The sequence below is a fragment of the Nostoc sp. genome, assembly GCF_036917935.1.
Taxonomy (GTDB): domain Bacteria; phylum Cyanobacteriota; class Cyanobacteriia; order Cyanobacteriales; family Nostocaceae; genus Nostoc.
Map to the genome: position 1 here is coordinate 11,919 of NZ_JBALEL010000020.1, position 20,928 is coordinate 32,846.

Sequence of the window (20,928 nt, forward strand, 5' to 3'; positions counted from 1 at the left end):
TTCGATACCACAATAGCTTCTAGATGACCAAATGTTAACGATCATTTTTAATTGGGAATTGGGAATTGGGCATTGGTTATTAACTATTCTCCTCTGCTGCTTTATCTCCCTACTTAATTACGAATTAGGAATTATTTTAACAACTTAAGGTAAAACTTCTGGTTCAGATTCTCTAACTGCTAGGCTGATGGGGTTCAGTTTTTTAGCAGATGCTTCTAAAACTGGTTGCTGTATATTAGCTATTTCGCCGACAGTAACTGTGTCGTTTTGTCCTGCTAAAGTATCACGTTGGTTAATCAGATAGATGCTGATTAAAGTCAGAAATACTCCTACCCACTGCAACGGACTGAGGACTTCTGAGAGGAAGATGTTGCCGAATAGTAGTGCAAAGACGGGTGTGAGGAAGGTGAGAGAACTAAGACTCGTCAGACTGCCGCTAGAGGCAAAGTAGAAGAATAACCCATAAGCGATCGCACTGCCAAATACCGTAGCATAACCCAAGGCCATGAAATCAGATCCTCCCAGATTCTCCCACTGCTGAGATTCAACAACTGATGAAATTCCCCATAGTGGCAATCCGCCCAAAATCATGTGCCATCCTGTAGCGCTTACAGGGTCAGCATATCGGCAGACAAACCGAATCAACACTGTTCCCACTGCCATTGATAGCGCTGCTAACAGCATTAACCACTCGCCACTAGCAAACAAATCTTGCCAGTTGCCAATTGTGATATTTGCGCCTGAGTCGAGAAAATGAAAAATCCACTCATCAGGTAAGCCAATTAAACTAATGCCTATGACTCCCAAGCCTAGCCCCAGCCATCCCCAAAAACCAATGTGTTCTTGGAATAGCCACAACGACAGCAAGGCCACAGCCAAGGGTTGCGAGTCAATCATCACAGACCCTAACCCCGCACTAGTTCTAACTAATCCCTCTGCCAAAAAGCCTTGAAACAGTGTCCCATCTACTAGGGCAAATAAGGCAATCCACAGCCATGCAGCCCAACCCTTCGGCTGGGGTTTATCCATGAATGCTGCTGCAATCAGAATTAACATTCCTGCTGGTATCAGACGCACACCTGCCATGAATAGCGGTGTGGTATGAGGTATAACTCCTTTCATGGCTACCATTGCCGTCCCCCATAGGAAAAAGGGGGCGATTAACAACAGGGGAGCGAAGGGAAGTGGAGATGCACTGAGTTTCAGTTGCATGGGTTTGCTGATGCCTTTGTTTAACAAGCGCAAAAATTGCTTTACCCAATTTTACCGAATTATGTAGTTTTGCGTAGCTTGCCAAAGTAGGCATCGCGTAGCCTCTCAAAGACAAAGAATTAATACTCAGGTGTAGCTAAGGTTACAAGAGAGCCTTGCTGATATCTTTGCTCAAGCTGAATCGACACATCGCCAAAATAAACCTAGATTAAAGATTTGCCTAATGGCTGTTGATTCTGTAGTTTTCAGGCTGACAAGTGGGAATTTTAGGAAAAGGGCAAACTCCCCAAAACTGAATCAGAATAGCACTTGAGGTTTCGAGCAAGGAATGAAAATTAGTCAAAAATTAATTTCGGGTATTCTAGGAATGGCTACTTTATCAGCAAGTATTGGTGTTATTAGTGCCCATCAACAATTGAATATAGCTAAGTATCTTGCTGAAAAAGAGGCTGAAGAAGTTGCTGGTCTACTGGGACATTTCGTCAGTCATGAGCTTGAAAACCACAAAATGCGATCGCAAAAGGAGATGCTAGCCCATTTGCAAAAGCATGTTGAATCGCTACACAAACAACGTCAGCGCGATCTGGAGATTGTAGACCGGAATAAAATCATTCTGGCAGATGTAGTTACAGAAGACATCGGTACGCGATTAGATCACGATCCCAATAATGAAGTTGGTAAAACTATTCACGATGGTATACCAAGAATATATATTGAGTCTAGTCCTGAGTACCCAAAAGGGATTCAATTGATTGCTGTTGCTTTTAAAACTAGCAAAGGTGAAACAATTGGTGCAGTAATTTTGGAATATACACCACTTTATAAAGCAGCACTAACAATAGCCCATAAAAATATTGTTGTCACCTCAGTTATTAGTTTAGGATATGGCATCTTGGCATTAGGAGTAGGTTATCTGCTCTCCCGAAGCATCTCCAAACCGATTAAACAACTCCAGGAAGCTGTGGTACATCTAGCTGAAGGTAAGCTGGATACCAGAGTTAGTATTCGCTCCCAGGATGAGGTTGGCGAGTTAGCTATCTCGTTCAACAAAATGGCAGACGATCTGCAATCTTCCAGAAATGAGTTAGTCAATGCTAACGAACAATTACGAGACGAAATTGCCGAACGCCAACAGGCAGAAGCAGAACTTCAGCAAGCTCTGAAAGACCTGAAAAAAACCCAAATCCAATTAATTCAAGCGGAAAAAATGTCGAGTCTGGGTCAACTAGTGGCGGGAGTTGCCCATGAAATTAACAATCCGGTTAATTTTATCTACGGCAACCTCCAACACACTGATGATTACACTCAACAACTGCTACTGTTAATTAAGCTTTATCAAAATCATTATCCTAACCCAGATCCAGAAATTAAAAATGCGAACGAAGAAGCGGATATCGAGTACCTAACAGAAGATTTGCCTAAGATATTAACCTCAATGAAGATGGGGGCTAAACGCATCCGTGAAATTGTTCTCAGTCTACGAATCTTCTCTCGTTTAGATGAAGCTGAGTTCAAAACGGTTGATCTCCATGAAGGAATCGACAGTACCCTGTTAATTTTGCAACACCGAATTAAGGTACAAAATCATCGCCCTGAGATTAAAGTGCTGAAAGAATATGGTGAAATACATCAAATCCAGTGTTTTGCAGGGCAAATGAATCAGGTATTTATGAACCTCTTGGCAAATGCAATTGATGCTTTAGAAGATGCTTTTCAAAAAGAACTTTGTCCAAATCCCTTGATTCGCATTTCTTCTGAACAGGTAAATGACAATGCGATTATTCGGATTGCTGATAATGGAATAGGAATTCCAGAAGAAATCCAGTCGCGTTTATTTGACCCTTTTTTCACAACGAAACCAGTTGGTAAGGGGACTGGTATGGGATTATCGATCAGCTACCAGATAATTACCGAAAAGCATGGTGGATCTTTGCAATGCTTTTCGTCACCGGGACAAGGTGCAGAGTTTGTAATTACAATCCCGATTCGAGTAGCAAAATCAGCACAATTATTAATCTGCGATCGCAATACCGATCGCTAAAAGTCAGCGCAAGTCTTTTTCAGCCCCTAATATCATATCCTTGACTGGTTCTCAGGGGGCAGCCTAATGAATGCATTCATTGAGTATCTGACTCAATGTCTGAGTGGAGGCAATGATAAATCGAGCTTTTTTCGACTTGTGTGTAAAGTGAAACAGTACGAGTATTATCCAGTACATAAAACTGAGTAACTGAGCCTACTTTATTGAAATTTTATATAAGGATACCTAAGTTTTCCCGGCTTAGATATCCAATAGCAACATAACCTACATTAAATAGATTGTTAACTCTATTATAATTACTAATTTTTATTTTTAAATGTTTTTTAGGAGAGTTATAAATTCATCCTTAAGTTGGATGTCAAAATTAGATATAAGTTTTAATAAAACGGGGCAAGCAGATTGAGATAAAGCTTTTCTTCTATCATAGGGTATTTTTTTGGTAATTATACCTCCTGGAACAGTTACCAGATAAATTCATCTGATTTTTACTTCAAGCTTTTATATTGAGCCTAAGAGGATGTTTGAAAAGTCTACGCTTGTATCTAGATCCCCACTAGCCCCCCTTAAAAAGGGGGGAATAACGTTCTCAAAGTCCTCCAATTTATCGGAGGATTTAGGAGGATCTAAAGTTTTGGATACCTCAGTCACCACTTTTCAAACAACCTCTAATTTCTCAAGCTGATTAGCGATCGCAAGAATAAATAAGTAAGTTGTGTGCAGGTGCGTTATAGCGTTTCCTAACCAGATGAGGTACATCATAGCCCCCTATCGAAGAGCGGGGAGGGGGTTGGGGGTGGGGTTCTTGTACCTCACTGAACCGAGAACCGCTATACACTGCGTTAACGCACCCTACTTTCTAAGACAAGTTAGCAACCCTAGAGTTTTCTAAACTCGCTACTAATTTCACTTCAAATTCTTCCTCAAACACTCCTTTTTTGTAATCTAAGCTCCAGAGTTCTAAAGCACAATCATCATCCGATTGAGATGGAAAAATTAGCAGGTTGACCTGCCTAAGTTGCTGATAATACTCACATTGCACTTGAGCGACCGCACCGATTTGTCGTCTATCTAATGCCACTGCCAATCTTAAAATCGCACTTAACTGACTAACAATTTGCCGCTGTTCTTTAGTCAGCAAACTCTGGTAGTTTTCATGTTTTTTCTTGGGCGGCGATTTGCGATGATAACGCGCTAAATTCGCAATGATTTCAATCTCGGTTTCTGTATAACCGAGTAATTCCCCATTGCGAATTAAATAGTAAGAGTGCTTGTGGTGAGACGAATGGCTGATATAATGACCGCAATTGTGTAATATTGCCGCTGCCCACAGCATTTGTCGCTCGTCAGTTCCCCAATGGTGTAAAGTACCTTGAGTTTGGTCAAATAAACTCTCGGCAAATTTTGCCACGCGATCGCTGTATTCTAAGTTGATGTGGTATTTATCCGCCAGTTTGAGAACATTCCGTTCCCGAACTGAACTCTGGTAGCGCAGCTTATCTTCAATTAAACCGTGGGTTAGCATCCAGTCTACGATTACGCCTTCTCTGAGAGAACGCTCACAAACTGTTACCGATTCACTACCCAAGAGGGTCATTGCTTCCTGTAATATGACTGCGCCAGCGAGGATAACTTCAGGGCGCTTCTCTGGCATACCAGGAATCTCAGCCCTTTCGGAATTACTCAGTTTCCGCAAGCGATTTACCAACTCTTGCAAGTCTTTAAGACTGAACTGGTAGCCATTGAGAGTGGAAGGAATAACACCCGACTTTTCCCGTGCATGAATCATTGCCAGGGTTTCAATTGTGCCCGCCGTCCCCACCAAACGCGGAGATTCCCCAAACTCTAGGTTTGCTAACACTTCTTCTACAGAACGTTCCAACATCCCGTGTGCATAAGCTTGCAGATACTGGAACTCAGTGTTACTGATGGGATCGGTGGTGATTAACTCGCTAGTGAGTCGCACTGCACCAACTTTGGTACTGGTGAGAGTCCGGGCTTGCTGACTATCGCCTAAAATTATTTCTGTGGAACCACCGCCAATATCAACAATGATATGGGGTTGGTTGTTAAATTCCATGCCCGACAGCACGCCAAGGTAGATTCGTCGCGCTTCTTCTTGACCAGAAATCAAGTTAACGCTTAAACCCAACTCCGTTTCTATTTTGTGCAAAAAATCTTTACCATTGGGGGCTTCTCGCACAGCACTAGTTGCCACAGCGATGATAGTTTCAGCGTTGATAGTTTTGGCAACTTCTTGAAAGCGTCCACAAGCCGCGATCGCCTTTTGAATTATCTCAGGTTTGAGTTCTCCAGTGGTAAGATTGCGATCGCCAAGTCTCACAGTTTCCTTTTCTCTGGCAATAATGCTGAAAGCTGGTAGTGTGGGGTCAATCTTGACTACTACCATGTGTAGAGAATTTGTTCCCAGGTCAATGGCAGCAATAATCCGATGTTGCTTAGGTGGTTGAGTTGAAATACTCTCCCAGCTAGAAACTAAATTCAGCATCTAGTTTTCTCTCTTTATAAGAAATGATCGCAAACGGTGGTACGTCGGGGTAGCTGGCACTGATATTTATGACAACACACTTGCTCAGACTGAGTGCTGTTAGCGGATAGCTAGAGTTTAGCCCGTATTGAGTAAATTAAAAAATACTCAGCATTTGTAACCCAGTTTGGTCGAGGGTAACTGAGCTATGTATATTTACCCTACTATTTATAACCGTAATGACTATTTAAAAATATTTAAAGTTGCCACTTTGGGTTATGTTTTTACAAATAACAAATAACGTTATTCTATAGATGTAAAGAAGTGTGAACTAGAGATTGGGGACTGGGGACTAGGGACTAGAAAAGAGTATTCCCAGTACCCAATCCCCAATGTCCCATGCCCCATGCCCCATGCACCAATCCCCAGTACCATGTTAACGACGCCAGAACCCCCCCAGGAACCAATTTTGCTTGTAATTTTCCGGCTTTTGCGCTGGCATAAACCAGAAGGGCGGTTAATTTTAATGATTCCTGCTCTTTGGGCTGTGTTTTTGGCAGCTTCAGGGAAACCGCCTTTACCTCTAGTTGGTGTGATTATATTGGGTACTCTGGCCACGAGTGCGGCTGGGTGTGTTGTCAATGATTTGTGGGATCGGGATATTGATCAAGAAGTAGAGAGAACACGCTCACGCCCCCTCGCTTCTCGCGCCTTATCTGTGAAAGTTGGGATTGTAGTCGCGATTGTCTCGTTAGCATGTGCAGCAGTCTTGGCCTTTTATCTTAACCCCCTGAGTTTTTGGTTATGTGTGGCAGCAGTGCCGGTAATTCTGCTTTATCCAGGCGCAAAGCGGGTGTTTCCTGTACCGCAACTGGTGCTTTCCATCGCTTGGGGTTTTGGGGTCTTGATTAGCTGGAGTGCAGTAACACAAACTATCTCCCAACCAACTTGGTTACTTTGGGGCGCGACTGTACTGTGGACATTGGGATTTGATACAGTTTACGCCATGAGTGACAAGGAAGACGATCGCCGCATTGGTGTTAATTCTAGCGCCCTGTTTTTTGGTAATTATGCCCCTGTAGCCATTGGCATTTTCTTTGCTGGCACAATCTTGTTATTGTTTTGGTTAGGCGTAGTCATACATCTGCACTTAGCCTTTTGGATTAGCCTCACAATTGCTACTATCGGATGGGTTTGGCAGTCTCTGCGATTAAGAGAGCAATACTTACCTAATCCTGTTTATGGTCAGATGTTCCGCCAAAATGTGTGGATTGGTTTTATTTTACTTGCTGGGATGATTGCTGGATCTTTATAAGAAGGCAGGAGGCAGGAGGCTCAGTTGGAACCTGCGTTTAAAAACGTTGGATTATACGTTGAAAATTTGCCATGCTATTTGATGCATTTAAAAATCGTAAATCTCCTAAAATCGAATTCATCAAGACTAATCCAACCTGGCGCGTAGCGTGGGGAACAGTTGATCCAAATTATGAAGATATAGCTTGGCAAGATGAAAAAATTTCTGTAATTTTACCACGCACAACTTCGGAATTTCCGACGGAGAAATTAGCAATCAGTTCTAGAGGACGATTTGTTGTTGTTGGTGATGTTTGGTTAACTAACCGAGTGCAGTTGCTGCAAAAGTTAGGAATTGAACCGGATAGCTTTCAAGGAAGTTTTCTGCAACTGGTGGCCAATCTTTGGGAACGATGGGGTAATGAAAGTCTTAGCCAACTTGTGGGGATGTTTGCACTAGTGGTTTGGGATAGAGAAAAACAGGTGTTGAAGTTGGTTCGCGATCGCATTGGTGTTCGTACTCTCTATTACACTACCACTAGCCCAGTTCGTTGGATTGCGCCTCAACTGAGAACTTTAGCACCCCATCGTTCATCTGATTTAGATTTGGTGGCGTTGCGAGATTATCTATGTTGTGCCTTTGTTCCCGGCGAACGAACCCTTTGGGAACAGGTGCGGGAACTGCGACCTGGAACCGTTTTAGAATTTCCTGACCACAAAGTTACAGCTTATTGGCAGCTTCAAGAACAGATTATAGCAATCGATCAACCTTTAGCATGGCATGGCGATCGCTTGCGAGAACTCCTAGAGCAAGTTGTTCAAGAATATTTACCACCAGCAAATGAACCCGTTGGGGTTTTTCTTTCTGGTGGTTTGGACTCTAGCAGTATCACTGCTTTAGTAGCAAAGTTCCACAAAGCACCAGTCCACACCTTCTCGATTCATTTTGGTTCCGAATGTCCCAATGAGTTAGAATTTTCTAGTCTCGTCGCATCCCATTGTCAGACGCAGCACCACATTTTAGAAATTACTTTTAAGGATATGTGGTCACGCTTGCCGGAAACAATGGCCTATTTAGATGACCCCATTGGCGACCCATTGACAGTTCCTAACCTGTTGCTGGGACAACTGGCGAGAGAAAGCACAGAAGTAGTTTTAAATGGTGAAGGTGGCGACCCTTGCTTTGGTGGGCCAAAAAATCAGCCGATGCTAATTAATAGTTTATATGGCTCTGTCACCAATCAGGATGCCTTGCAAGCTTATTTAATTTCCTTTCAAAAATGTGCTGTTGACTTACCGCAACTTTTAAAACCAGAAGTTTGGACAGCAGTACAAACAGCACCTTGGGTTTTTGCAGAAGATTTATATTCCCAAGCCAGCTATCTGAATCGTTTGATGGCAATGAACATCAAATTTAAAGGCGCTGACCAAATTCTGACCAAAGTTAGTAACTTGACTCAAGCTGCTCTTTTGCAAGGTCGTTCTCCCTTGTTTGACCAACGAATAGTAGACTTAAGTATGGAGATACCTCCAGAGTATAAGCTTTCTGGAGTGGAAGAAAAAGCAGTTTTAAAGCAAGCGATTACCTACGGTACGTCTTCTTTAGGAGATGCTGCGGGTAGCTTGCTTAAGAGTAGGGGTACGACTGAAGCAGATATTTTACCAGACACAATTATTCATCGTCCCAAAAGTGGCATGATGGTGCCAGTGCAGTTAGGATTTCGGAAATATTGGCAGCAAGAAGCCAAAGATTTATTGCTCAATCGTCATGCAGCTATCACTCCTTACTTAAACCAATTGCCAATTCGTAATTGGTTAAACTATCAAGGAGATACTTGGAGTCGTTATGGGGTAAAGCTGTGGTTGCTGGCTAGTTTAGAAATTTGGTTACAAGTAAATCAAAAATCGTAGTAGTGAAAGCAACAAAAGGATACGCCATAACTATAGCGTTTCCTGATCATACAAGGTACATCATAGTCCCCTCCTTGCTTGCTCTTAGGGGGTTGGGGGTGGGGTTCTTGTACCTCACTTAAGCGAGAACCGCTATAAGTTGGCTATGCCTTCGCTATCCAATACCGTTCGGATAAGATCCCCCCGCCTGTGGCGACCCCCTTAAAAAGGGGGTAAAGGAGGAAAATAGACCCCTTTTTAAGGGGGTAAAGGAGGAAAATAGCCCCCCTTTTTAAGGGGGTTGGGGGGATCTTCGCTCAATAAACAAGTTAACCGAACCGTATCACTTCGCTATCAGTGAGGAAAAATACTCAGTACTGATGGAAATTTTGAATAATACCATTGACCAAGGACAAATGACTCTTGTTGTATCAATATTTCCTGACTTATGTCAGCATTTTTTGTTTTAAAAACCACTGAAAAAGCGCATTTGCAGGTGATTGGCGATTTTTTTTCAATTTATTTTTGATTATTTACTGAGCTGATCTCCGTTTGCGGTGTACTCTCAATATACGGTAACTATCACACTCAACCTTTGAGATAAATTACACCCAGAGGTGAATACCATGAAAAATTATGCTCAACAGCAGGAATTTATTTTAAGTCAAATCACAAATAAATATTTTCAGCGTCGGGATTTCAGTAGATGTGACTTGAGGGGAATCGACCTGAAAGGAATTGATTTAAGTGGTATTAACTTTATCGGAGCGGATTTGCATGGTGCAAATTTGTCTGGCTGTGTTCTGACTCGTGCTAATTTAAGTGGCGCAAATTTGATGCAAGCTAGCTTACGTGAAGCTAATTTGTATGAAGCATCTTTATGTGAAGCCAATTTGACTAATGCTGATTTAACACGAGCAAATTTGTGTGGAACTTTCTTATGGCGGGTGAAATTCACAGGTAGTAATCTTTGGGGTGCTTCTTTATGTGATGTGGATTTGAGAGAAGCAGACTTAAGTGAAGCCAAATTAATTGAAGCATCGCTGATTGAAGCTAACTTAAGTTTTGCAAATCTCACAGGTGCAAAGCTATGTGGAGCAAAATTACTAGAAGCTAATTTGACTGAGGCCAACTTAACTGGTGCAGACTTGACATGGGCAAATTTAACCAAAGCAAACTTGAGTAAGGCAAACCTTTGGAAGACAAATCTGATTTATGCGAAGTTGCGGGATACTATCATGCCTGATGGCACAATTGAGCAACCTCAGATAGTTATTTATTAGTTAGGAGTAGCCCTGTCAAAGTGAGAGGGATCATCTTTAGGACTTACGTATTGACAGACATAATCAAATGTGCATTAACTATCGTTACAAGGCTCTGCCTCTAGTTATACATTGAGTCAGAGACTCAATGAATGCATTCCCAGTCTCCGACTGGGAACGAGTCACTGGGAACGAGTCAAGCCAAATCATGCAAGGTTTTTAGAACTTGTGTGTACACCGTAGTTGTCAAGGGGTTGAGTTGGTAAGGGAAAGTTAGCGAAATTAAGAGTGCGATCGCGCCAATTGCGGCTGAGTTAGTAAATAAAAAAGTGCCCAATGCCTAAAACTCGCGTTGTGAAAAGATAAAAATAGCGATCGCTAACAACATGGCACTATAAAGTAAGCCATAGCCAGCATTCATAATCAATGCAGTTGTGTCAGGTAGTGCTTGCAGACCATAAACCGCATCATTTTTCAAATCTAATCGAGATAAATCTGGCAAGATGAGAAACAAAGTTTGAGTTAGACGTTCCATACCAGGGTTACGACTAAGACGACCAAGTTGTACTAAATCTTGAGTAATATTTCCGATTAAATATACCGCAAAGGTTAAAACAGTCGCTAGCAAAGAAGCAGTAAAAACACCGAAGGTAATAGCCACAGCGCTGATTAATGACAACTGCAATAATAAGAAAATTGCAGCAATTAAAATGCTCGCCGTTGGATGAGGAATGTTACCAAATTGCAGAAATACCAGATAAATTGCTGTCATTGTGGCGACAAGTACAGCGAGGACTGCGGATAAACCCAAGTATTTCCCAACGATAATTTCGCTGCGACTGACAGGTTTAGCAATTAACATCAAAATAGTGCGTTTTTCAATTTCTTTATTAACCAGTCCCGTACCAATAAATATCGTAATAATTAACCCGATGGCATTCATCGCCGCCATCCCAAAGTCTAAAAACATTTTGTCTTCAGTCGTAGCTGCAAATTCAGGAATGACGCGGAAGGCAGTGGCGAGTATTATCGCATAAAAACCAATAATATATAGGATGCGATCGCGTACCACTTCCTGAAACACATTCTTTGCTAATACAAAAATTCTGTTAATAGTCATTTGTCATTTGTCATTTGTCATTTGTCATTGAGCTTTGGGAGGAGACAGCAAGGGAGAGACTTCTTCAATAACTCTTCCTTGTCCCCTCCGCCCGATTCTCCAGCTTCACTGCTGCGGAGGTGGTGAACCAGGAATTAATTTACTGGCGCGATCGCATTCAATTTCTGCAACTGTAATCTTATTCCCAGAATTATTGGCTGCTGCAACTGGTTCAATGCGACAAGATTTTTTTAAGTAATAGCCCCGTGGGTTAGAACTCGGGCCTATCCAAATACTTAATAAATCTAATATATATCCAGACTTAGTATTAGCTACACGCGGTTCAATGCGCCATAGTACTTTCTCTTCATATTTACCGAGATTTTTTTCAATTACTTGCCTACCCAGATTTCCTATCCGCTGTTTCGCATCTAGCAACCATTTCTCTACTTCCGACCAAGGTGTTTCAGCTATTTGTTCTACTACTATTGGTTGAAGTTTCTCTAGAATTACAACGCCGTTTCTGGGAATTTTTACTTGTTCTTCTGTTCTGGCAACAAATGTACTACGTTTAAAAGTATCAGCCTGCAAACTGGGATATTGTTGAAACCAATTATCCATCACAAAGTAAAACTGAATCCAGCAACTTAGCAGCATACTACTAGCAACTAAAATTATGATTCTTTGGCGGTCTTCTGGTTTAGGAATGCGAGCTTTGGCGTCGGTGTCATTTCCTTCAATAAACTCTGGTATTGCCGTAATTAGTGCTGAGATTGTCGGCCAAAAAACGATTGTTCTTGGTGTAATTACATCCTGTTGATTTCCAAATGCAAAAACACTCACTAAGAACCCAGTGATCACTGCCCCGACTGGCATAAAAGTACCAGGAACCCTCAAAGGATCTTGAGTTGTATACCAAGCTGTGCCGGCAATTAAAAATAACCAACCGAAAAAGGCAATTATATCTTTGATATAACCTGTGGCAAAATATGAGAGTACCCAAGAAAAAACACTCATATAAATAAATGTCTGCCACGAATAAGCTTTGGGTGGAACTAATACTTTTCTAATTCCCGCATAAAGCCCTTCAGCAAATTTAAAAACCCCAAAGAAATCTTTAAGTAGCGTATTCATATTCCTCCCTAAACCTGATTAATTAATTACTAATTTTCCTCTAAATTAAATAAGTAATTTCTTGCTATTTTGAACGAAATAATAAAATAATGGTGATCGCGGTATAGCTCAGAGAATTCGCTATTAATATAGTAGTAACTAAATTAGCATTTTGGAAGTTAAGGCTGCTAAAACGACGCCGTTGCTGCCGCTGAAATGTTTTAGGTTCCTCTTCTTTTTTAGCAAATGATTCATTTAATGATATTAGCAAAATCCTTAAAATGAAAAACTTCATTAAAAAAGTAGCAAAGAAAATTATACAAGCAGTTAAGATGATTAAAGGATGTGTATTCGGCGATTTAAAATTATTAAAAAGCATATAATTAATTAATTCTGATTTCACCTGTATCGGTAACATTGGTTCTGAGACAAAAAATATGAACCAACCAATTACACTAGAAAACAGATTGATAGAAATGGCATAAAAAGTACTGGTTTTTTTGTCGAATTTTAGTCGAGAATGCAAAACGTATGCTTCGATAGGGATGGCAATCAGTACAAATAAAAAGTCAAACAGAAATCCACCAATCGGAAAAATCGTGGGAAGCATCCAATTTTCAGGCATAAATGGTTCAGGGTAAGGGTTAACTGTAGTGAGTATAACTGGGATACTAAGGGTGATGGGGGAAATTATCCCATTGTTCAAGTCCTTTACTATGGGGGTGTGCCAGTATTCCTCTATTGATATTGTTAATAGATCAAACTGACTCTTGTACAGACGCGTTAGAGGGGCAGTTTCTCTAGTTGAGAGTACAAGAGGTTAGGTAAGATTAAAGACTGCCATAGTTATAGCTTTTTGAGAGATGACAAGGAACGGTATTGGTATTCGCACGGCGCAAGTGCGTCAGGAACGGCTGATTGGTCAAATTCACGTCTATGATGGCGTGGGTAAAGGTAAGTCCCAAGCGGCTTTGGGGGTGGTTTTGCGCTCCATTGGCTTGGGGATAAATACGCCTAGCAATTCTAATCGCGTTTTACTGCTGCGGTTTTTAAAAGGGCCGGAACGTGATTATGATGAAGATGGCGCGATCGCAGCTTTACAGCGCGGGTTTCCCCATTTAATTGACCAGGTTCGCACCGGGAGAGCCGAATTTTTTGGCCCAGACGAAATTACTACCTTTGACCGAGATGAAGCGATGCGGGGTTGGGATGTCGCCAAAGGTGCGATCGCCAGTGGTTTATATTCAGTTGTCGTCTTGGATGAAATTAACCCGGTTTTGGATTTGGGTTTGCTACCAGTGGATGAAGTGGTACGGACATTAAAATCCAAACCTCAAGAGTTGGAAATTATCGCCACCGGACGCGCCGCACCGCAAAAGTTGCTTGATATTGCAGATTTGCACTCAGAAATGAAACCTCATCACCACCCAACAGCCAAAGCCCTCTTCCTTGAAGGGATTGAAATTTATACTGGTGCTGGTAAAGGTAAGTCTACAAGTGCTTTGGGCAAAGCCTTACAGGCCATTGGTAGAGGAATTAATCACCCAGGGTCTACGCGTGTGTTGATTATGCAGTGGCTTAAAGGTGGGACTGGCTACACAGAAGACGCAGCGATCGCCGCCTTACAGCAGTCATATCCAGAAGTGGTAGATCATCAGCGCTGCGGTGGAGATGCGATCGTCTGGCGAAATTCCCGGCAAGAATTAGATTATGTAGAAGCCGAACGAGGTTGGGAAATTGCCAAAGTTGCGATCGCCTCTGGATTGTATAAAACTATTATTCTCGATGAACTCAATCCCACCGTTGACTTAGAACTACTCCCCGTTGAACCCATTGTTCAAGCTTTACTCCGCAAACCCCGCGACACCGAAATCATTATCACTGGTCGCTGCCAAAATCCACCAGCGTACTTCGACTTGGCTAGCGTCCACTCAGAGGTTTATTGCCACAAACACTATGCCAATCAAGGTGTAGAACTTAAACGAGGTGTAGATTTTTAGGGGTTGCTGATTAGTTGAGATGCTAGATTTTCGAGAAAAAACAAATTTATTTACCATTTTGGTAAACTTATATTAGTCGAGTAAGGCATGGAAATCACCTTCGCTGACGGTAAACTGCAAAACCTATGCGAACAACAAGACGTAGCGCAAAGAAAATTGGGTGCAAACTGTGCCCAGAAATTGAGAACCCAGTTGGCTATTTTTGGTGCTGCTAGTTGTGTCACGGAATTAGTTATAGGTCATCCCCATCCCTTATAGCGTTTCCTGATCACATGAGGTACATCATAGTCCCCTCCTCGCTTGCTCTTAGAGGTTGTTTGAAAAGTGGTCGGCTGTGATATTAGGCACTTATCGATCCCCCCTAGCCCCCCTTAAAAAGGGGGGAAACGGAATCAAAGTCCCCCAATTTATCGGGGGATTTAGGGGGATCTAAGAGTATTTGATACCTCACTTAAGCGAGAACCGCTATAGAGGATATTTGAAAAGTATTTGGCTGTGATCTTAGGCACTTATCGATCCCCCCTAGCCCCCCTTAAAAAGGGGGGAAACGGAATCAAAGTCCCCCAATTTATCGGGGGATTTAGGGGGATCTAAAGGAAAGAAGAAGAAAACCGCTTAAAGGAGTGGACAACTAGCAGGAATTTTTACTTCTCGGTAGTAAAATATTTTGCACAAAGCGATCGCGTCCTGCTGCCTTTGCTTGATACAACGCCCCATCAGCTGCGGCAATCATTTCTTCTAAGTCAGAATCTGGCTGAGGAATTTCTGTCGTAAACCCGACACTAATAGTTACATGAGGACGAACTTGGGAATTTTGATGAGGAATTGCTAGTGTTCGGACAGCATGACAAATTTTCTCGGCAATATGAGTCGCCCCCTCGGTGTCTGTGTTAGGTAAAATCACAGCAAATTCTTCCCCACCATAACGAGCAACTATATCTCCAGGACGTTTGATAATATCTTTGATGGCTTGAGCAATTTTTTGAAGACAGCGATCGCCTACCCGATGACCGTATGTATCGTTATATAATTTGAAGAAATCAACATCGCAAAGAATCAGGGAAAGCGGACGTTGCTCGCGTTTTAGGCGCTGCCACTCTTGGTTAAAATACTCTTCAAACCGTCGGCGATTAGCTATTTGAGTTAATCCATCGATAGTAACTAATAGTTGCAATTCCAGATTCACGGCTTCCAGTTTTTGCTGTAACTGAGATTGCTGAATCAAGCGTTTTACCCGTTGTCGCAAAACTGGCCAGTGAATCGGTTTGGTAACATAATCCATTGCTCCGACTGCAAATGCATGGTCGACTGACTCTTGATCTTCAAGTCCTGTAATCATTAAAACTGGAGTGTGCTTGTTACAATCCAGAAGCTCCAACTGAGTGCAACACTCGAATCCATCCATATCTGGCATTATGGCATCAAGGAGTACTATATCAGGGTGCAGTTGGTTAAAAATAGTTAAAGCCTCTATGCCATTTTGAGCTTCCGCTATTTGATAGCCTTCCCGCTCTAAGAAATGCCGCAGTATCAGGCGAATAAAAGGTTCATCATCAACAATTAAAACTAAAGATTGGCTTTCTTGAGCAGTGGCTATCATGGTGCTTCCTTCGCAAGTTCTTTTTCTAAGGCAGTTTTAACTTGTTCATATTCCTGATATAATTGTGAAAATAATTCTAAGTTGTTTTCTAATTTACTGCTGCGTCCCTGTGCTTCTAACACCTTGCAAAGCTGCGCCAGGGCGATCGCTCCAATAGAAGCACTGCTGGACTTAAGTTTGTGCGCTGTCTTCCATATAGTCTGAATATCCTGATTTGCGATCGCTGTGCTGATATCTTGCACTAGTCTCGCTGTCTCTGTAAGATAACACCCAATCAGTTCAGCAAATGCCAGACGATCTCCTCTAAGCATATCCCGCAAGGATTGGAGAATTTTTGGATCAATTTTGCCGCTTTTTAATGTCTGGTTTGGCCCTAATTGTAAGATATTTGACAAAGGTTGCAATTCTGGGCGCATTACTTTCCCTTGTTTTTCGATGGAAGTGAATTCAGAATTTCTTTGGGGTGGACATTTGCTGAGTGCCTGAGCTAACTCTTGAAGCTGAATAGGTTTGCTAATGTAGTCATCCATACCAGCAGCAAGACAAACTTTGCGATCGCCGTGCATCGCATTGGCAGTTATGGCAATGATATAGGGACGAAAACCCACCCCCCATTCTTGACAGATTCTCCGAGTTGCTTCTAACCCATCCATTTCAGGCATCTGGACATCCATCAACACTACGTCGAATGGCTGTTTTTGCAAAGCTTTGATCACTTCTAGCCCATTGCTTACGACATCTGCCCTATAACCTATTTTCTGTAGCATCAGTAGGGCAACTTTCTGATTAACAAGCGTGTCCTCTGCCAGAAGAATCCGCAGTGGTAGTAGATGGTCTAAATGCCGATCAACCAAGGTAAAATGAGAAATACTGGCTAGGATCGGCTGATTTCCCAAAACACGGCTAATAACATCATAAAATTGAGACTGTTTGATGGGTTTACTCAAAGAGGCAGCAAACTGGACATCATTAAAGTCAGAGGAAGTTTCTACTTTAGCCAAAGAAGTCATAATCACCAAAGGCAGATTTTGACAACCAGATTGCTTGCGGATTTGACGAGCTAGGGTTATGCCATTCATTTCTGGCATCTGCATATCTAAAATAGCAATATCAAACTGCGTTCCCTGAGCAAGTTTAACTAAAGCTTCTTTACCAGATTTGGCAGCATAAGTTTCCATCTTCCAAGACGCAGCTTGCAAGCTGAGAATTTGGCGATTGGTCAGATTGTCGTCCACAATCAATAGTCGCTTGGACGCAAGCAGCATTGGCGAAGTATTTAATTCAGCTTGTTTTGACTGAGCTACCACTTTGGTAATAATCGTGAAATAGAATGTTGAACCTGGTGAAGAGTAAGGAAATGATAATAATTTTCTATTATCCCATCTCGGGCTAGGATTGCCACCAACAAACCCCTGGCTTTCTACCCAAAGGGTACCGCCCATCATCTGACTGAGCCGCTTGCTGATCACCAGTCCCAGCCCTGTGCCACCATATCGTCGAGTCATGGAGACATCAGCCTGAGTGAAGGGTTGAAATAATCGCTCTATTTTCTCTGGTGCGATGCCAATACCAGTATCTTTGATCGCAAATTGAATTTCGTAGAGAGGTTGCTCTTTTCCAGCAGGTATCGGGGACTGGGGATTGGGTACTGGGTATTGGGAAGATGTTTCTTGCTCCAAATTCCCATTACCCCTTATCCCCAGTTCAACAGAGAGTACCACTTCTCCGTTTTCCGTAAACTTAATCGCATTGTTGAGAAGATTCATCAAGACTTGGCGCAGACGAGTCAAATCGCCGATGATTTGAGTGGGAACTTGGGGCTGGATCAGGTAAACTAGTTCGATATCCTTTTGGGCAGCTTTAGAAGCTAAAAAGGAAATAGCCTGCTCTACACAAGCTCTCAAATCAAAAGGCTGTTCTTCTAATTCCAGTTTGCCCGACTCAATTTTGGAGAAATCTAAAATATCATTGATGATCGTCAGTAAAGCATCTCCGCTACTGTGAACTGTTTCCACAAAGTCTTGCTGTTGAGGTGTGAGATCAGTATCCAGCAGTAGACCTGTCATAGCAATAACAGCATTCATGGGAGTCCGAATTTCGTGGCTCATCATCGCCAAAAACTCACTTTTTGCCCGATTTGCGGCTTCCGCCTGACGTTTTGCCTGCTCCAAAGCAAAGTTTTTCAAGGTAAGTTCTTCCCGTCGGCGCGTTTCTTGTTCCAGTAAGTGAGCTTGTGCTAGAGCAATGCCTAGTTGAGCCGCCACAGCTTCTAGTAATTCAATTTCGTCTTGTGTCCACTGGCGAAAATAGCTGCACTGATGTAAGCCGATCGCACCATTGGGTTCTCCTTGATAGGAGGTGCGGATTGACAGCATAGACTTCAGCCCAATTTCTCGGCAGATAGGTTCAGCCGCCTGGAGTAAAGGATCAACGTACACATTTGGAGAAGCGATCGCACTTTCTTGTGCCATCATCTGCTCGGCATGAGGATTGTTAGTCATGGGAACTTCCAATTTCAACATGGAGCAGTAACCAGGGAGTACATTATACTCTGCTACTAGGGGAATTCGCGGTGTGCGATCGCTAATGTAAGAGTGGATCAGACAGCGATCAGCTGCAAATGCTCGTCCAATTTGGGTAGCAGCCGTCTCAAATATTTTGCTGCTATCGAGACTTTGACGAATTTCCTGAGTAATTTGTTCAAGTAGTAGGGTGCGCTGCAATTGCCTTTGCAGTGCCTCTTTGGCTCGTTTGTTTTCAGTAATGTCGTGATTGATGCCAACAGTGGCAACAGTTTCCCCCTGTTCATCCTGTAAAGAGACTACGGTTGTTTCGCAAACTCCCTCACTGCCATCTTTGCGAATAAACTGTATTTCCCCTGACCAGCGTCCTTGCTGGTTGACTGTTTCTAAAATTTTGGCGCTTAATGTTGCGGCTACTTCCGGCTGATGCAAAATACTGGGAGTTTTAGCTAAAACCTCTACTTTGGTATAGCCAAACATGCTTTCGGCAGCAGGATTCCAGTCAATAATACTTCCGGTTAAATCTGTGATAATTACGCCATCATGCATGTTTTCAAAGGTGAGTGCTTGCCGACGCAGACTAGCTTCAGCTTGTTTGCGTAAACACATCTTGTCATAGACATCGCTAATATCTCTCTGAATGCCAATGAAGTGGCTTAACTTGCCATTTTCGTCATGAATAGGAGAAATACTCAATTCATTCCAAAATAAAGTGCCATCTTTGCGATAGTTACGGAGAACAACTTTGCAACTTGTTTCAGCTTGAATAGATGAGCGCAATTCATTGAGTGCTGGTTGTTGGGTATCTGTGCGTTGCAAAAATCGACAGTTTTGCCCAATCACATCAGTAGCACTGTAGCCTGTTATTTGTTCAAAAGCTGAGTTGACGTAAATAACTGGATTATAGGCGAGTCTGGCATCGGCAATAATAATTCCATTACTAGTAGCGGCAAGTGCCCTCTCCCTCAGTTTCAAGGTTTCTTCAACCAGCTTCAAATCAGTAATGTCAAACATAAACCCCCTCAGCATAATCGGAGTTCCGGCTTCCTCAACTACACTAACAATGTCTCGCAGCCAAACAACTCGCCCATCAGCTGCTAACATCCGGTATGACAATTCGTGATTCTCGCACCTAGCAGTTGCTTCTTGACAAAAACGAACAGAATTTTCCAAGTCATCTGGATGTAGATGATTAACCCAAAAATTTTCCTCGTACCATTTTGCGATCGGATAATTTAGCAAGTCTACCGCTTGCGGCCCAACGTAAATAAATCGCCAAGTTTTCAAGTCTAATTCCCAAGGGATGACTTTGACAGTTTCTAACAGATGTCGCAAACGATTTTCGCTGGTGCGGAGGGCAATTTCTACTTGTTTCTGTTCACAAATCCTGTGAGTTAACTCCTGATTTATTGCTGTTATTTTTTGGTTGCTTGCTTTCATCGCCAGGGCGCAATAGATTAATAATGTCAGTGTGACAACTACTAATAACCCTGCAATCAGTACTACTTGTGTTAAGAACCCTGGAGTTTGGATTAAAAGTATCTGCCAGAGTAGGACTACAGAGATTGAGAATAAAATCCCCAGCAACAGCGCTAGTAATTCTCGTTTACGGAAAAATATTACAGCTTTGAACCAGTCATATCCACGCTGTTTGACCACTTATTAACCCTCAAGCACTTTCAGGGCTTATTACGCTAACTTTTACTTTTAAGTAATCTAAAATATCAATAGCAAGGGGGCAATTACGGAACTCATTTTTAAGTAAAATGTTTGTATATAATATTGGCAGAAAAATTTAATCATTTCTGGTTATAATTACAATTCTTTTGAAAACTGCAAATTGTCTGTACTAGTACACTGTGACGGAAGTTTGCCTACCTTTAATAACAAGTTGCTCAGAGGATGAATGAACAAGTCCTCTTCTTGGTAGCAAATACTTTGAGATCCCCCTAAATCCCCCTTAAAGAAGGGGGACTTTGAGAGAGGTTGCCCCCCTTAAAAAGGGGGGTTAGGGGGGATCTAGAAGTGCCTAAAATCACAGCCAACCACTTTTCAAACATCCTCTCAGAGCAACTTATCTGGTTAATTGAGATAGTATAAAATACTACAAGCAAAAAGATCCCCGACTTCTTCAAGAAGTTGGGGATCTGAGCCTCTCGTGGAGAGCAAATCAAATATAGCGGTTCCTGCACATTTTAAGTAGGCTATGCCCGCGATCGCCAGAAAAGGGTAATAGATATCTTGCAAGAGGTCTAATGGAGATTAAAAACAAGGGTTAAAGGGATTGAATTTTCTTTTTCCCTTAACCCTTCACTTTTCAACACAAGAGTGTAAAAGCCGCCGATGAACAGAGTGAGCGCAAAACGCCCGTTATCCAAGCACAATTTAGAACGAAAATCTCTTTTACTGTT

13 protein-coding genes are annotated in these 20,928 nt (G+C 42.2%); 6 read left to right on the plus strand and 7 right to left on the minus strand.

Features of this window, described 5'->3' with window-relative positions:
* Positions 1 to 144 precede the first annotated feature (144 nt).
* Entirely contained in the window at positions 145 to 1,212 is a 1,068-nt protein-coding gene (locus tag V7K62_RS09090) for a DMT family transporter (protein WP_334863607.1), read from the minus strand.
* A 328-nt stretch (positions 1,213 to 1,540) separates the two neighbouring features.
* Between V7K62_RS09090 and V7K62_RS09095 the strand changes: the two genes are divergently transcribed.
* Entirely contained in the window at positions 1,541 to 3,253 is a 1,713-nt protein-coding gene (locus tag V7K62_RS09095; protein WP_334863608.1) for an ATP-binding protein, read from the plus strand.
* An 856-nt stretch (positions 3,254 to 4,109) separates the two neighbouring features.
* On the opposite strand, the gene V7K62_RS09100 is transcribed toward V7K62_RS09095, so the two are convergent.
* Positions 4,110 to 5,759: a Ppx/GppA phosphatase family protein gene (locus V7K62_RS09100; RefSeq protein WP_334863610.1), complete on the minus strand. Its 1,650-nt coding sequence runs from the start codon at positions 5,757 to 5,759 to the stop codon at positions 4,110 to 4,112.
* Between the two features lie 412 nt (positions 5,760 to 6,171).
* On the opposite strand from V7K62_RS09100, the gene V7K62_RS09105 reads away from it, so the two are divergent.
* The 3 genes from V7K62_RS09105 to V7K62_RS09115 all read left to right on the plus strand — a co-directional run bounded on the left by V7K62_RS09105 (position 6,172) and on the right by V7K62_RS09115 (position 10,204).
* Positions 6,172 to 7,053 (plus strand): 4-hydroxybenzoate solanesyltransferase, encoded by an 882-nt coding sequence (locus V7K62_RS09105; RefSeq protein ID WP_334863611.1) that lies wholly within the window; start codon positions 6,172 to 6,174, stop codon positions 7,051 to 7,053.
* 71 nt (positions 7,054 to 7,124) lie between these two features.
* Positions 7,125 to 8,942, plus strand: coding sequence for an asparagine synthetase B family protein (locus V7K62_RS09110; protein ID WP_334863612.1), 1,818 nt, complete (start codon positions 7,125 to 7,127; stop codon positions 8,940 to 8,942).
* A gap of 605 nt (positions 8,943 to 9,547) precedes the next feature.
* Positions 9,548 to 10,204 (plus strand): pentapeptide repeat-containing protein, encoded by a 657-nt coding sequence (locus V7K62_RS09115; RefSeq protein ID WP_334863613.1) that lies wholly within the window; start codon positions 9,548 to 9,550, stop codon positions 10,202 to 10,204.
* 319 nt (positions 10,205 to 10,523) lie between these two features.
* Here the strand turns inward: V7K62_RS09115 and V7K62_RS09120 are convergent, their stop codons facing one another.
* From V7K62_RS09120 to fraC, 3 genes are all read right to left on the minus strand, one after another.
* Positions 10,524 to 11,303, minus strand: a complete 780-nt coding sequence (locus V7K62_RS09120; RefSeq protein WP_334863614.1) for an ABC transporter permease — start codon at positions 11,301 to 11,303, stop codon at positions 10,524 to 10,526.
* A gap of 105 nt (positions 11,304 to 11,408) precedes the next feature.
* Positions 11,409 to 12,416: a septal junction protein FraD gene (fraD, locus tag V7K62_RS09125; RefSeq protein WP_334863615.1), complete on the minus strand. Its 1,008-nt coding sequence runs from the start codon at positions 12,414 to 12,416 to the stop codon at positions 11,409 to 11,411.
* 64 nt (positions 12,417 to 12,480) lie between these two features.
* Complete coding sequence (gene fraC, locus V7K62_RS09130; protein ID WP_334863616.1) at positions 12,481 to 13,020, minus strand: filament integrity protein FraC; 540 nt, start codon at positions 13,018 to 13,020, stop codon at positions 12,481 to 12,483.
* A gap of 238 nt (positions 13,021 to 13,258) precedes the next feature.
* Between fraC and V7K62_RS09135 the strand changes: the two genes are divergently transcribed.
* Both V7K62_RS09135 and V7K62_RS09140 read left to right on the plus strand, forming a co-directional pair.
* A complete protein-coding gene (locus tag V7K62_RS09135) occupies positions 13,259 to 14,395 on the plus strand; it encodes a cob(I)yrinic acid a,c-diamide adenosyltransferase (protein WP_334863617.1) in 1,137 nt (378 codons plus the stop codon).
* A gap of 87 nt (positions 14,396 to 14,482) precedes the next feature.
* Positions 14,483 to 14,653, plus strand: a complete 171-nt coding sequence (locus V7K62_RS09140) for a hypothetical protein (RefSeq protein ID WP_334863618.1) — start codon at positions 14,483 to 14,485, stop codon at positions 14,651 to 14,653.
* 373 nt (positions 14,654 to 15,026) lie between these two features.
* Here the strand turns inward: V7K62_RS09140 and V7K62_RS09145 are convergent, their stop codons facing one another.
* Positions 15,027 to 15,995, minus strand: a complete 969-nt coding sequence (locus V7K62_RS09145; protein WP_334863619.1) for a PleD family two-component system response regulator — start codon at positions 15,993 to 15,995, stop codon at positions 15,027 to 15,029.
* On the minus strand, positions 15,992 to 20,176 hold the full coding sequence (locus V7K62_RS09150; protein WP_334863620.1) for a PAS domain-containing hybrid sensor histidine kinase/response regulator: 4,185 nt from the start codon (positions 20,174 to 20,176) through the stop codon (positions 15,992 to 15,994). Before V7K62_RS09150 ends, V7K62_RS09145 begins: the two co-directional genes overlap by 4 nt.
* Positions 20,177 to 20,928 lie beyond the last annotated feature (752 nt).